Below are 13,710 nucleotides of genomic sequence, written 5' to 3'. Positions count from 1 at the left end.
CTGTTTTTTAATTTTCTTCATGCTCCGTTTGAAATTTTGCTTCGGCTCTCTTCTGGAAATAGCGGTACCCTCCGTACACCACAGCAAGAAACGTTCCGTATATAAGGATCATATACACAATTTCCTGAGGGTCTGTGACGATTGTATGGCCGATCAGGGCAAACAGAATCATGGATGGTATTTTGCCCAGAGAGGAGGCCAGGGCGTATGATAAAAAGCGGACCCGGCTTAATGCTGCATATACATTAATGATAATAGATGGAATGACCGGGATCATTCTTAATAACGTAATCGTCAAAAAGGCATTACGCTCAAAAAGGACCGTTAATTTGCCAAGGTATTTGTACTTATGGAGGACCTTCATTCCCCAGTCCTGGTATCCGTAGCGGACAATGGCAAACATAATCACCGAAGCCATGCTTGAACCGAACCAGATAATAAACCCTCCAAGAACAGGCCCGTAGGCAGCCCCGATGACACCACCCACAATCGGGTAAGGTATGACAGGAAAAAGCGACATGAGTGTGGCAACAAGGGCGGTTAAAACGGCAAATTCCCGGTCGGTCTGACGAATCCATTGAAGGAGTGGTTCATGAATGAAATAAATAAAAGCGGCTATGCCTACATAAAACAACGTAACAAGAATTTTGCGCAACATAGTATGTACTCCTTTATACTGACTGTTGTTTAGTATACTATGAACCGTAAAATAGTGAAATTAAAATCCTCCGCCTATTCATCAAACCAGGGCCTGCTGCGTATAAATAGAGGTGATGAACCATGCCTGATAAAGGAATATGGGGGAATAGGGGGGAACAAGGTGTGCAGATTCATATTGTAGAAGAAGGCGATTCACTATTCAGCCTTGCACAAATGTATAATAGTTCGGCCGCTGAAATTGCAGAGGCCAATGAACTTCCAGAGCCGGACCGGTTAGTCGCAGGACAAAGTGTTGTCATTCCGATCACCGGTTCTTTTTATGACGTACAGGAAGGGGACAGCTTGTTCGAGATCGCCGATAAGTTCGGGATAAGTGTCGATGAGCTTGCCCGGATCAACCAGGTTTCCATGAATGAACCGTTGAACGTGGGGTTAAGGCTCTACATTCCACCACTTTCAAAAACAACAATAGAAACGAATGCCTATGTAGAACCGATTGGGGATCAGGTATCAGAAAACCTCATTGAATCGGCTCGTAACAGAGCACCGTTTCTCACCTACCTTGCACCTTTCAGCTATGAATTGAACCGCGACGGTACGTTAAAGCCACCTCTTTTAGATGATTTCCCGGCAATAGCAGACGAGAACAGTGCCGCTTTAATGATGGTAGTCACAAACCTTGAAGAGGGAGCGTTCAGTGATAATTTAGGTGCGGCCATTCTTACGAGTGAGGAAGCCCAGAACACCTTGCTGGATGAAATTATCCAGGAAGCACAGGAAGTCGGCTACGGGGATATCCATTTTGACTTTGAATATTTAAGGCCTGAGGACAAAGAGCGGTACAATGATTTTCTCAGGAAAGCTGCGGAACGACTCAGACAGGAAGGGCTTCTGATTTCAACTGCTCTGGCTCCGAAAACGAGTGCTGACCAAGAAGGGAAATGGTACGAAGCACACGACTACGGCGCCCACGGGGAAATTGTGGACTTCGTTGTTCTAATGACATATGAATGGGGGTACAGCGGGGGCCCCCCTATGGCCGTTTCACCGATTGGCCCCGTGAGAGAAGTTGTTGAATATGCTCTCACAGAGATGCCGGCAGAAAAAATCATGCTCGGACAGAATTTATATGGATATGACTGGACACTGCCATTCACACCCGGAGAGGATATGGCGGAAGCAGTGAGCCCGAATGAAGCGGTGAGGAGGGCGTATGAATACAATGTTCCGATCGAGTATGATGAAGAATCCCAGGCTCCTACCTATACGTATACAGATGAGGAAGGGGATGAACACGAGGTTTGGTTTGAGGATGCCAGAAGCATAGAACAGAAGTTTAACCTGATTGATGAACTCGGGCTGAGAGGAATCAGCTACTGGAAACTTGGATTGCCTTTTCCCCAGAACTGGCTCATACTCAGCGACCGGTATGATGTGAAAAAATTATAAAGCCATAAGACATAAAGGATGTCCAAACGAATCGGCACAAGCAACACTTTGTGCAAGCGCATTGGTCACGAGCGATAAAGAAAACTTGAGGCTGGGACAGAAGTGTTTTATCAACAAGAATACGAACGAATTATATACAGCGCAAATAAACCGCTTCTGAAATATACTTCCCTTTCCGAGGGAAGCGGGTTACCCTCTTCACTTCGTTGCGGGGTCTCACCTTTGCTTTTCAGAAGGCACTGAAAAAGTTCGATCTTTAACTTTTCCGGTGCCTTTTAAGCCGCAGGAGTCTGCGTATATTTCATCCGCTATGTCAGTTCATTGTTCGGATTTTCAGCTAAACACATTCTTTATTTACCAGCCACTTACTTGCCCTTAGACTTTAGTTTAAGGATTTCAGGCAATCATATTGAAGCCGCTCTTTGGATTCAGTTGATGGCTTGAAATGACCTCGAGATCGCAGGCGCTGAGTTGGACTCGGAAAATTCCTCATAAAGTTTTCTACATCTTAGAATTTCCTAAAACAACAAGAAAACCGCTTTACTCGTGAAGAGGAAGCACTTCACGGCTTCAAAGGGCGATTCACAAGGTATCTTCCACCTTGTGAATCGCCCTCACTATTTTGGTTCAAAATGTTTTAATAAGTTCCACTTCTTTCTGCATTCACTCTAGGCAAGAGGCTTTTTTTCATGTATATTTCGTATATCGAATAGTTTAGTGAAACGGACTGATGAATGGTGACACAACAACGACTATGGCCTGTCTATCTTATGCTTGCTTTTGCAACCAGTACGTGGGGAAGTGCGTTCGTTGCAGGACGCTTTGCCACAGAAACGTTTGATCCGGTAACGGTTTCGTTTCTGCGTTTCTTTTTTGCTGCTCTTATCCTGATTCCCATGATGATGATTCTGGAAAAAGACCGGCCGAAGCCGTCCAAAACAGACTGGCTTCTCCTCATATCCCTCGGACTTACGGGTATTGCGATCTATAATATTGCTTTCTTTACAGCTGCCAAATATGCGCCAATCGTAAAAAGCTCCTTGTTTATAGCATCCAATCCGGTACTGATCATTCTTTTATCAGGCTTGTTCTTAAAGGAAACCATTACGAAACGTAATGTAACCGGGCTTGTCCTTGCTTTAACAGGTGCAGTCATTATTATTACAAACGGGCAGATTCTTGCAACCTTGAGAAACGGTCTCGAGCCGATTGATCTCGTCCTGTTATTTGCTGTTATCTGCTGGGCGCTGTACAGTGTTCTTGGAAAGGTTGCGTTAAAGAAATTTTCAGCTCTGACTTCGACTACTTATGCGGTTACCATCGGGACACTGATGCTCATGCCATTTGCTGTCTATGAAACAAGCTGGTCCCAGGTAGAGGCGGCTGACTGGGTTGTCTGGTCTTCCATTTTTCATATGAGCATTATTGTGACTGTGATCAGCTTTCTCATGTATTATCAGGGAATAAAGATCATCGGCGCTGCTAAAGCTTCCCTGTTTATCAATCTGATGCCGGTATCGGCTGTCATTTTGGCCGTTATTTTCCTTGACGAGCCATTGCTTTTGGCACATATTATTGGAGCGATGTTTGTATTTACCGGAGTAACGGTGGGTACCAGAACGAAACCTTTATGGATTCACCAGCAAAAAAGAAAAGCAAGAAAGACAGCCTCATAGTTACTGACACCTTTTTTTACAGATGGGAATAAACTGAAAAAAAACAGCGAAAGCGTGAGGCTGGATGTACGATCAATTCCTTTCATACCAGGAACTTATGAATTATTACGCACGGGTGAAGAACTATATTGATGACGGCTTCAGGGTGGACGGGTTAAAGGAAGAACTCGAGCTCATTTTCACATCTCTCAGAAGAAAAGCCGGGGAAGAAAGAATCGAGATTGACGAAGAAAAGCTGGAAAAGGAAATCAAGTGCTATATAAGAAGGCTCCGCCACTGAAACGGAGCTCAACATAATAAACAAGGGAGCTTCCGGGAGAAAACCTTCTCCACATGAAGCTCCCTTTTTATTTTGCTCCTTTTCCCCGTGTAAGGTGGCACGGAACACCTGTCCCTATTGCGCCAGGTTTTCGCATTTTTTCCATATAAGTGATACCCCGGGCGCACTGCTGTGTGCATGCTTCACATTTATCACTCATGACAATCTTCCACGTATGCCTAAATTTAATGCCTGCGTCCGGTGCGACATATTTCTTTTTCTTTTTTGGCGGCATCGTTCATCCCATCTCTCTTTTGATTTTATTCATCATATGCCCAGAAAAGAAATCGGCCACAGCCACGCTTAGAAATTCAGAAAAAACAGTGATACAATATGAGTGAAAGAAAGCGAGGGAAGAACATGGAACGTGAACGTACTAACCGCCCTACCATTGATGAATCGATTGAAAGACTTTTACATAAACCTGAAGCACAGCTAAAAGAAACAGAAATCATCCGTCTGATCCAGGTTGTTACGGAAAATGCCGATGATGACCACGGGACACTTTACACAAGTGAGCAAAGACTTGCCTACCTGTACATACTTGCAGGAAAAGCAAGGTTTCACCGTAAACAGAAAGAAGACGAAAAAGTAGCCCGGTGGGCAGAGGATGCCCGTAACCTTTTGCCGGAAGACAAGCATACGGCTTCACTCATGCGGGATCTCGACTACTCTTCACTCCTTACTGACCTTTTTAACCAGACCTTTCCGAAGATCAGGGAAACTGACCACAGCCATGCAAAAAAAGCAGTCGTAGAACAATATTTAGCGATGGCAGGCAGTTTTCTGGCGAAAGAACAGGAGCTTTCATCGAGGGCCGCCCGTCTTGATGAAAATGCACAGCGGGTGAGCGATTACGATGCCTATGCCTTCAGCGGCAACGTCAGTCAACTGCTTGCTTCTCTCCGTGAAGCGTGTGAGCGCCTGCAGGAATCTGCTCTGGCCTTTAAAGCAAGCATCTCCGGAATTTATCACTCAAAGGAGCATCTCGCTCGGGTGAAAGAAGCTGTAGCCGAACTCGAAGCCCTTGTAATTAAATGGCAGTCGGTACAGGAGGATTCACTGAAAAAAGGGGAAGAACCTTCCGCTCTTAAAGACCTTCATACGATGGTCGGCCTGGAAACAGTAAAAGAACGGGTTCGGAACTATTACAGATATCTCGTGTATCAGAAAGAAAGGAAAGAGCAGGGATTTCATTTTCAGGATGAGCAGAGTCTGAACATGATCCTTACAGGAAATCCGGGTACAGGGAAAACAACGATTGCAAGGCTTCTGGCAAGGATTTATCACGAGCTAGGTGTTCTCCCGCGGAAAGACGTGATTGAAGTTGACAGATCCCATCTCGTTGGTTCCTATGTGGGACAGACAGAAGAAAAAACAATGGCAGTAATTAAAGATGCCGTCGGCGGAGTCCTGTTTGTCGATGAAGCATACAGTCTGAAGCGGGAAGGGGCAGGGGGAAATGACTACGGTCAGACTGCCGTCGACACGCTCGTTTCTGCCATGACCAGCGGGGAATACGCCGGAAAGTTTGCTGTTATTCTTGCAGGCTACCCGGAAGAAATGCGCCGGTTTTTATGGAGTAATCCAGGCCTTCGCAGCCGTTTTCCTGAAAGTAATCACATTCACTTGCCCGATTACAGTGTTGATGAGCTTTTGGAGATTGGAGAACACGTGGCTTTGGACAATGATTTTTCCCTTACCGAGGAAGCCCTGCCAGCTCTTCAAAAACGCATTGAACAGGAGCAGGTTGATGAGTCATTTGGAAATGCGAGAACGGCAAAAAACATCGTTCTCAATGCGATTTTTACCAAAGGTTCCAATGCCGCTGAACGAGGGTCCTTTACCAAAAGTGACTTTACTGTTCTGGATAAAAACGATTTTCTGGTTGACGAAGATGGTGAACCAGATGATAAAAAAGCAGAAGAACGACTTCAGGAATTGATTGGTCTGAATGAAGTAAAAAAAGAAGTGAAGACGCTCGCTTCATTTGTAATAGTCCAGGCTATGCGCCGGGAAAACGGGCTTCCTGAAGTGCCTGTTCAGCTCCACAGCCTCTTTACGGGTAACCCCGGAACAGGGAAAACGACGGTCGCAAAAATCTTTTCTGAAATTCTCCATGAACTGGATTTATTGAAGAGAGGCCATCTCGTGGTGACTGGCAGGAGTGACCTGGTGAGCGGATATGTTGGTCAGACCGCCGAAAAAACAAAGAAAAAGATTCGTGAAGCCCTCGGAGGCGTCCTGTTTATTGATGAAGCATACAGCCTTCTATCAGGAGGCACACAAGACTACGGGAAAGAGGCGATTGATACACTGGTGGATGAAATGACAAAGCACAATGATAATCTCGTTGTTATTCTTGCCGGTTACCCCGAACCGATGAAAGCACTGCTGAACAGTAACCCGGGGCTTTCTTCCAGGTTTAAAAAATCAATCGTCTTTGCCGACTACTCTTCGGATGAGATGTTTTCCATTCTTATGTATTATGTCGATCAATTCGGGTACAGGATTGATAAGGACACGGGTCATTATTTGAAAGGTCAGATTGAGCGTAACAAACCAAGTGGAAACGGCCGTGCCATGAAGGATGCAGTGGAAGATGCGATTCAGCACCATTCCTATCGGATTATGGAACAGGAGCAAAACTTCCAGAACGCTGAAACAGACCTGACTACGCTTATTCCCGATGACTTTAAAACTCTCGTAAACAAAAGGAGTTCATAATGCTTATTACTGAGTCGAAGATTAATGTTCGTTATGCAGAGACTGATCAAATGGGGGTGGTGTATCACGCCAATTATCTCGTCTGGTGTGAAATCGGCCGGACAGAACTTATTGAAGCACTTGGCTTTCGTTACGCTGATATGGAAAAGTCCGGCATCCTTTCTCCTGTTACGAATATTAACCTATCATATAAGGCGCCGGCAAAATACGGTGAAAAGGTGACCGTCAGAACGTGGATTGAAGACTACACAGGAATCCGTGTAACCTACGGGTATGAAATTATTAATGAAGAAGGCCGGCAATGCGTTGCCGGGTACAGTGAGCACGTGTGTGTAAAAAATGAAACGTTCCGTCCGATAAATATAAAAAAACAGTTCCCTGACTGGCATGAAGCTTATGAAAAACACAAAAAGTGACCCGGCAGGTGAATAATATCTGTTGATTCCGCCACAATAAAAAGGTAATTTTTGAAGGAGGAATCGACAGAGATGAAAGCAAAACCGGATAAACGCCAGGATAATGTTGAAAAGCTGGAACAGATGGTTGAAAACACTCAGGAAAACATCGAAGCAGCAGAGGAAACAGCAGACAATCTGGATTTGACAGAGGAAGACCGCCAGGCAATTCAGGATAAAAACCACCGTCGCCAGGAGAGTATTGAAAGCTTTAAAGCTGAAATTGCTGACGAGCAGGGCGACCGTGAACGCGGCGAATATTAAAAATCTCTAAAATGGGGTAACGGATAAGGTAAGGGCAGAGGCCCTTGCCTTTTTCACTTTTCTTTTATCCACCTTGCCCTTATCAGTTGATTAATGATAGTAAGACAATGATAAAATAAGAGCAGAATGTGAAAAGGGGAATGATGATGGCCTTTGGCATTACAAGATCAGAATTAAATGCTTTCAAAGAGAAGGCACAAAGAGGGGAAATCGCCATCCTTACACATTACTGGTACGATGAACGCTTTCCCCAATACAAGACTGTCACAAAAGCAGGGTGCAGTAATGTAGAAACCCTTGTTAAATGGGGAAAGCAGTATGGACTCAAACGTGAGTGGATTCATTACCAGAAAGGCCTCCCCCACTTTGATCTGCTCGGAGAAAATGCAAGGGATGTATTGAAAAAAGAAGGGCTTGAGTCCCAGCTTAAAAAATTTAAGCAGTAACTACAAATCAGGAGGGATTTATATGATTAACAAACAGGATGAGATCATTTCGGCACTTAGTGTAAAACCGGAGATTGATGTTCAGGAAGAAATCAGAAAACGCCTTGATTTCCTGAAAGCATATACGAAGAAAAGTAAAACAAACGGATATGTACTGGGGATCAGCGGAGGACAGGACTCCTCCCTCCTCGGAAAACTGATCCAGCTTGCAATGACAGAGCTCAACGAAGAGGAAAACACCGATAAATATACCTTCTACGCAGTTAGACTTCCTCACGGCGTACAAAAAGATGAGGACGATGCACAGTTGGCCCTTGATTTTATTGACCCTTACAACAGAGTGACGGTGAACATCAAACCGGCCGTAGATGCTTCGTACTCCCAGTTCAAAGAAGCAACGGGAGAAGAAATGAGTGATTTCATTAAAGGCAACACAAAAGCCCGTGAGCGGATGAAAGTGCAATTTGACCTGGCAGCCCACTACGGATGCCTGGTGGCTGGAACAGATCACGCAGCAGAGGCGGTTACCGGTTTTTACACAAAGTACGGGGATGGTGCATGTGATGTGACACCTTTATTCGGTTTGAATAAACGGCAGGGTCAGGCCCTCCTTAAAGAGCTTGGCGCTCCTGAAAGGCTTTATACGAAAAAACCGACAGCAGACCTTGAAGACGATCAGCCCCTCCTTCCTGACGAAGAGGCATTGGGTATTACCTATGAAGAAATCGATGACTACCTGGAAGGCAGAGAAATCAGTGCCGCATCAAAAGAAAATCTCGAAAATCGCTACAACATGACCGAGCATAAACGCCAGCTTCCGGTTACAGTGTTTGACAAGTGGTGGCAGTAGGTGATGAAAGCAGACCTGCATATGCATTCTACGTATTCAGATGGCGGTTATGATCCTTTGGAACTTGTTGAAAAATGTGCCCGCGGAGGCCTTACCGTCATTGCCCTTACCGACCACGACACTACAGGCGGGCTTGAGGCGGCACAAAAACAAGCCCGAAAACACGGCATACGCTTTGTGCCGGGGATTGAACTCAGTACCCGGGCAAAAGGAGGGCGGAGTGTGGACATTTTAGGATACAATTTCCGTCCGGAAGATGAGGCTTTTCAGGAAACGATTGCTTATTACAGAAGCATGCGTAAAGGGAGAATGGAAGAGATGATTCAGAAGTGCCAGTCTGCTGGGATGGATATTGAATGGTCTGATATTCTTCCCCACGTTACAGGCCATACCTATTCACGTCCCCACATGGCTAAAGCCCTTGTGGACAAGGGGTATGCAAAGACGGTGAAGGATGCTTTTGACAAGTATATCGGATACGGCAGGCCTGTTTATGTACCAAAAAAAGAGGAACTTACTCCTGAAGAAGCCATCAGTGTGCTTCAGAAAGCAGGGGGGATTGCTGTTGTTGCTCATCCCGTTTTTTATGACATTGACGATCAGATTGAAGAATGGGCTAAGGATGCTGGACTTGACGGTGTCGAAGTGTATCACCGGGATCACTCAGAGAAAGCCATCGAACGGTTTTCATCTCTTTGCGATAAGATTGAAAGGGAAAGCGGGAGAAAAATGCTCCGCACGGGCGGATCAGATTTTCACCATGAATCCTTCGGGCGGGAAGGCGAAGAATTGGGAATAACCAAACTTCCCAATGAACATGCGGAGCAGTTTCTGGAGAGGCTGTAAACGCACAAATTGTCACCTTGGTGAATACCATACTAACGTCACAATACGGGGCGGGAGTGTGGAAAATGAGCAATTACTTATGGCGTGCCCATACAAGCCGGGGCTATGTCTCACTTATTGAAAAAGCAGCTGATCAGTTTGAAGACATCCATCTTATTTCAGGCGGAAGCAAAAAGATGCGTGAAGATGTCCTTAATCTTCTTTTAAATAAGCAGGTACAAAACAGGGCACATTTTGTAAGGTATTTACACCCGACTGACGGGAAGACCCTTGAAGGAATTTCCGACGGCCACAGGATACTGATTCTCGGTGATGATCCTCTTCATCCACTCAAAGCCGGGGCCCGGACCTTTGATCTTAACAGCTGTCTAACGTCAGAAAAAAATGATGAACTCAGACAATTGATGGAGCAGCTTCGTAACCAGGAAACAAAGGTTCACCGCTCTTTCGGTGAAGGAAAAGCGATTCACGTTCAAAAGGAAGACTATTATCTAAAGGGAATGGACTTTTCAAAAGCTGACAAAGCGGCAGAAGATGTGATCACCATCATGTTTGATGGAAAAGGGCACCGGAAGCCGGATTCCATTTCTGACGAACGTTTTTTCGGCGGGGCTACTGCATACGGACCGGTAAACTTTATCCATTCCATTACACAGCCATTATCCAACCGGATTATCATCAAGGGAAGATCCGGAAGCGGAAAGTCGACCCTTATGCGAAAAGTAGTCAAACATGCAGAAGATTCAGGCCTTGATGTCCGTTCCTTCCCGTGCGGACTCGATCCTGACAGTCTGGACATGGTCGTGATTCCGGAGCTCAGCTATGCCATCCTTGATGGTACTGCTCCTCATGTGATTAATCCTACAAGAGAAGGAGATCACGTGATTGATATGTTTGAACGGTGTATGGACCCGGCTGTGGAAAAAGAATATGAAACGGAACTTCAGGAACTTTCGGCACTTTATACAGGCAAAATGAAATCTGGTACAGAAGGGCTTAAAGTGATGCTCAAACTTGAGAATAAACTTGACCAGCTTTGTCTGTCACGCTTAAATGAGAGAAGCATGATGGGACTGGTGAATGAGCTGAACGAAAGGATTACCACCCGCTGTGAGTGATTCGCCTGAAGGTATCTTAATAGTTCAAATCAGAATGGCCATGGCGCAACTCGCGCTACCCGATGAACACGAAAAGACCGCCTGTACCGGGCTGTCAAAGAGGGTATGACTTCGCTCATTGCTGCAAAGGGCTTCTTAAAAGGACATTATACGTCTTATGAGAAGCTCCTTTTTTCATGTCTGCACATTTCATCCCCTTAATAGAAATGCGTGCTATAATAGTTGGGTAAAAGGAGTAAAAGGGGAATGATTATGGATCCTTTAGATATCATTTTACATAAAGAAAACATTGCGCCGTTTTACCAGCCTGTAATCAGCTGTGATGAGCATATTATTGCAGGATATGAAGTGCTTGGACATTTGAAGACCGACAAAGACTGGGTGTCCCTCGGCTCTTTTTTCAGGGATGGAAATGTTCCGGCAGAATACAAATGGGAAATTGACGAACAGATATACAACCAGGCGTTTGCTCACTACCTTACTCAGGAAGAGCAGCCTTTCTTATTTTTAAACGTTGATGCAAATGTTCTGGACGAGCTCGATAATCATGAATTGTTATTAAACCTTCTCTTTCAGTACGAAAAACAAGGTCTTCCCCTTAAAAAAATCGTTCTGGAGTTTCGTGAACACGATTTCCAGGGGGACATTGAAAGCCTGAGTCATCTGATGAAGTTTTTCACAACCAACGGCATTCAGGTAGCCATTGATGACCTGGGTAAATTCGGAAGTAACCTTGACCGTCTGTCAAAGCTTGAGCCAAACATGATGAAGATTGACCTTGAAGGGATCGGAAACCACGAATCAGCTTTTGATTACCGCAACGTTCTTGAGGCTCTTGCCATTTTCTCCCGGAAAATCGGAGCGACTCTTCTGTTTAAAGGAATAGAAGATCTTCATCACCTCCATATTGCATGGGGGCATGGAGGACGCTTTATTGAAGGGGGATACCTGCATAAACCCGGTCTTTCCTGGATCAGCAGGGATATGGTAAAACAGAACCTGGATGAAAAGGTCCGTTCCTTTATTCACCGTGCAAACAGCCTATTACAGGAACAGATCGCATTTGTTTTAGGACTGGATGAGCAGCTGGCCAATCTCGGGAAATCCCTCACCAGGTACAAGTCTGATGATGAAGAGGCAAAAGCGATTGCAGAGCAGTTAAGTCACATGGTTTTCCGTGTTTACATGTGTGAAAGGTTTGGCTATCAGCTCACATCAAACTGGAAAAAAGATAAAGAAGGCAATTGGTATGAGGAGACAATTGCCAAGGGGAAGAACTGGAGCTGGCGATCGTACTTTCTTGAAAACGTTGCTCAGATGGAGAGCAGAAAAACCGGAATACTCTCAGATGTTTATCGTGATATAGAGACAAATGAACTTGTCCGGACCTATTCCTATCCTTTGTCCGGAAACCGCTTTGTGTTTCTTGATATCGATCCTTCATTTTTATTTGAGCGGGAGTGGCTGCTATAAAGGAGCCGGTTTTAGGAGCTGTTTTTTCAAGACCTGCTGGAGGAATAAGCGTGTTTAAGCCAGAGCCCCCCAAGTGTACGCAGGCTTCTTCTCAGCCGTTAAGGGAATTTATGAGAGAAGTCAAAATAGCAATCTGCGAATCAGCTTTATGAAAACCAGCTAATGATATGTAAACAGCTTTTTGGAAAGGGAACGATAACATGAACCACACATGGAAGCTGAAAGGAACACTGTTCTTTTTCCATTCAGCCATGACCATCATTATCAGTTATATGCCTGTCTATTTTCAGGCACTCGGTCTCTCAGGGTCCCAAATCGGCATTTTACTTGCTGTGGGACCTTTTGCTGCGATTTTGTCACAGCCTTTCTGGGGCTATATGAGTGACAGATGGAAAACCGTAAAATATATTCTTTTAACCTGCCTGACAGGAGCACTGATTGTCGGCTTTATTGTGTTTCAGATGAATGAGTTTGTCTGGATTATGTTTTTATTATTTATCTTCTTTGCTTTTATGTCCCCTGCAGGAGGACTGGGCGACAGTCTTGCACAAAAGGTATCCTATGAACGGGGGGTTTCCTTTGGAAGCATCCGGATGTGGGGGTCACTCGGCTTTGGTACGTCGTCTCTTGTTTCAGGGTATCTTCTTGCATCGTTTGGGATCCAGAATATTTACTATCTTTATGCGTTCTTTTTAATTATTGCAATCCTGTTTTGTACCAGGGCGCCGGACAGTACGCCTTCCAGGAAGAAAGCGAATTTGAAGAAAGCACTGCTGCTCGGGAAGGATCCTGTTCTTGCTTTGTTTTTAATCATGATTTTCCTGATCAGCCTGACACACAGAATGAATGATACTTTTCTCGGACTGTATATTGTAGAGCTTGGAGGAAATGAAGCAATCATAGGGACTGCCTGGTTTATCGGTGTCATCACAGAGGCGGTTGTGTTTGCAGCGAGTGCCTTGTGGCTCAGGCGGTTTCATCCTCTGACTTTTATTACATTTGCCGCTGTTTTATATGTGCTGCGGTGGCTTCTTATGGGGAGCGTGTCAGGGCCTGGAGACATTTTATATTTACAGATCCTTCATGGTCTGACTTTCGGTGTCTTTTATTTAACGGCCTTTCAATTCGTAGCACGTCTGGTACCTGATGAACTTACATCAACAGGACACCTCCTGTTTATCAGTGTGTTCTTCGGTGTATCAGGAGTGATCGGCTCTCTTATTGGCGGAGCAGTTATTGATACATTTATGGTCAGAACCCTTTATTACATGATGTTTGGTTTTGCGTTGCTCGGCCTGTTGGGCTCATTGTTTTACAGAGCATACTACTTCAGAACCCGCCAGGGAATGAAAGATAAAAAACGGCTGGCAGAGATGAACGGGTAAAAATAGAATAGGTTGATGAGAAACAGGCATAAGATAGGACTC

The 13,710-nt window shown here is 45.0% G+C and carries 13 protein-coding genes; 12 read left to right on the top strand and 1 reads right to left on the bottom strand.

Annotated features, from left to right (window positions below):
- Positions 1–7: 7 nt before the first annotated feature.
- Positions 8–658: a TVP38/TMEM64 family protein gene (locus EBO34_RS05845; protein WP_122896976.1), complete on the bottom strand. Its 651-nt coding sequence runs from the start codon at positions 656–658 to the stop codon at positions 8–10.
- Positions 659–822: 164 nt separating this feature from the next.
- On the opposite strand from EBO34_RS05845, the gene EBO34_RS05840 reads away from it, so the two are divergent.
- From EBO34_RS05840 to EBO34_RS05780, 12 genes are all read left to right on the top strand, one after another.
- The gene (locus EBO34_RS05840) at positions 823–2,109 is read left to right on the top strand and encodes a glycoside hydrolase family 18 protein (RefSeq protein WP_122896975.1); all 1,287 of its coding nucleotides are present in this window, start codon (positions 823–825) and stop codon (positions 2,107–2,109) included.
- A gap of 734 nt (positions 2,110–2,843) precedes the next feature.
- On the top strand, positions 2,844–3,785 hold the full coding sequence (locus EBO34_RS05835; protein ID WP_346725796.1) for a DMT family transporter: 942 nt from the start codon (positions 2,844–2,846) through the stop codon (positions 3,783–3,785).
- A 64-nt stretch (positions 3,786–3,849) separates the two neighbouring features.
- Positions 3,850–4,065, top strand: a complete 216-nt coding sequence (locus tag EBO34_RS05830) for a hypothetical protein (RefSeq protein WP_122896974.1) — start codon at positions 3,850–3,852, stop codon at positions 4,063–4,065.
- 399 nt (positions 4,066–4,464) lie between these two features.
- On the top strand, positions 4,465–6,831 hold the full coding sequence (locus tag EBO34_RS05820) for an AAA family ATPase (RefSeq protein ID WP_183163734.1): 2,367 nt from the start codon (positions 4,465–4,467) through the stop codon (positions 6,829–6,831).
- The gene (locus tag EBO34_RS05815) at positions 6,831–7,247 is read left to right on the top strand and encodes an acyl-CoA thioesterase (protein WP_122896971.1); all 417 of its coding nucleotides are present in this window, start codon (positions 6,831–6,833) and stop codon (positions 7,245–7,247) included. Before EBO34_RS05820 ends, EBO34_RS05815 begins: the two co-directional genes overlap by 1 nt.
- A 72-nt stretch (positions 7,248–7,319) precedes the next feature.
- Positions 7,320–7,550, top strand: a complete 231-nt coding sequence (gene tlp, locus EBO34_RS05810; RefSeq protein ID WP_122896970.1) for a small acid-soluble spore protein Tlp — start codon at positions 7,320–7,322, stop codon at positions 7,548–7,550.
- Positions 7,551–7,696: 146 nt separating this feature from the next.
- Positions 7,697–7,996 carry a hypothetical protein gene (locus EBO34_RS05805; protein ID WP_122896969.1) on the top strand — a complete coding sequence of 100 codons (300 nt, stop codon included), beginning with the start codon at positions 7,697–7,699 and terminating at the stop codon, positions 7,994–7,996.
- 22 nt (positions 7,997–8,018) lie between these two features.
- Entirely contained in the window at positions 8,019–8,846 is an 828-nt protein-coding gene (gene nadE / locus EBO34_RS05800; protein WP_283234582.1) for an NAD(+) synthase, read from the top strand.
- 3 nt (positions 8,847–8,849) lie between these two features.
- Positions 8,850–9,692, top strand: a complete 843-nt coding sequence (locus EBO34_RS05795) for a PHP domain-containing protein (RefSeq protein WP_122898576.1) — start codon at positions 8,850–8,852, stop codon at positions 9,690–9,692.
- A 65-nt stretch (positions 9,693–9,757) separates the two neighbouring features.
- On the top strand, positions 9,758–10,810 hold the full coding sequence (locus EBO34_RS05790) for a hypothetical protein (protein ID WP_122896968.1): 1,053 nt from the start codon (positions 9,758–9,760) through the stop codon (positions 10,808–10,810).
- 252 nt (positions 10,811–11,062) lie between these two features.
- Positions 11,063–12,283, top strand: coding sequence for an EAL domain-containing protein (locus EBO34_RS05785; RefSeq protein WP_183163733.1), 1,221 nt, complete (start codon positions 11,063–11,065; stop codon positions 12,281–12,283).
- Positions 12,284–12,483: 200 nt separating this feature from the next.
- Entirely contained in the window at positions 12,484–13,668 is a 1,185-nt protein-coding gene (locus tag EBO34_RS05780) for an MFS transporter (RefSeq protein WP_122896966.1), read from the top strand.
- Positions 13,669–13,710 lie beyond the last annotated feature (42 nt).

The sequence above is a fragment of the Alteribacter keqinensis genome, assembly GCF_003710255.1.
Taxonomy (GTDB): Bacteria; Bacillota; Bacilli; order Bacillales; family Salisediminibacteriaceae; genus Alteribacter; species Alteribacter keqinensis.
The sequence above is the reverse complement of the archived record's forward strand: the minus strand, read 5'-3'. Positions and strand labels throughout refer to the sequence as shown.

Excerpts from the sequence above, each read along its gene's own strand:
- nadE (WP_283234582.1), top strand. The coding sequence starts at position 8,019 with ATGATTAACAAACAGGATGAGATCATTTCGGCACTTAGTGTAAAACCG.
- EBO34_RS05835 (WP_346725796.1), top strand. The coding sequence starts at position 2,844 with ATGGTGACACAACAACGACTATGGCCTGTCTATCTTATGCTTGCTTTT.
- EBO34_RS05815 (WP_122896971.1), top strand. The coding sequence starts at position 6,831 with ATGCTTATTACTGAGTCGAAGATTAATGTTCGTTATGCAGAGACTGAT.
- EBO34_RS05790 (WP_122896968.1), top strand. The coding sequence starts at position 9,758 with ATGAGCAATTACTTATGGCGTGCCCATACAAGCCGGGGCTATGTCTCA.
- EBO34_RS05780 (WP_122896966.1), top strand. The coding sequence starts at position 12,484 with ATGAACCACACATGGAAGCTGAAAGGAACACTGTTCTTTTTCCATTCA.
- tlp (WP_122896970.1), top strand. The coding sequence starts at position 7,320 with ATGAAAGCAAAACCGGATAAACGCCAGGATAATGTTGAAAAGCTGGAA.
- EBO34_RS05820 (WP_183163734.1), top strand. The coding sequence starts at position 4,465 with ATGGAACGTGAACGTACTAACCGCCCTACCATTGATGAATCGATTGAA.
- EBO34_RS05830 (WP_122896974.1), top strand. The coding sequence starts at position 3,850 with ATGTACGATCAATTCCTTTCATACCAGGAACTTATGAATTATTACGCA.
- EBO34_RS05845 (WP_122896976.1), bottom strand. The coding sequence starts at position 658 with ATGTTGCGCAAAATTCTTGTTACGTTGTTTTATGTAGGCATAGCCGCT.
- EBO34_RS05785 (WP_183163733.1), top strand. The coding sequence starts at position 11,063 with ATGGATCCTTTAGATATCATTTTACATAAAGAAAACATTGCGCCGTTT.
- EBO34_RS05795 (WP_122898576.1), top strand. The coding sequence starts at position 8,850 with ATGAAAGCAGACCTGCATATGCATTCTACGTATTCAGATGGCGGTTAT.
- EBO34_RS05805 (WP_122896969.1), top strand. The coding sequence starts at position 7,697 with ATGGCCTTTGGCATTACAAGATCAGAATTAAATGCTTTCAAAGAGAAG.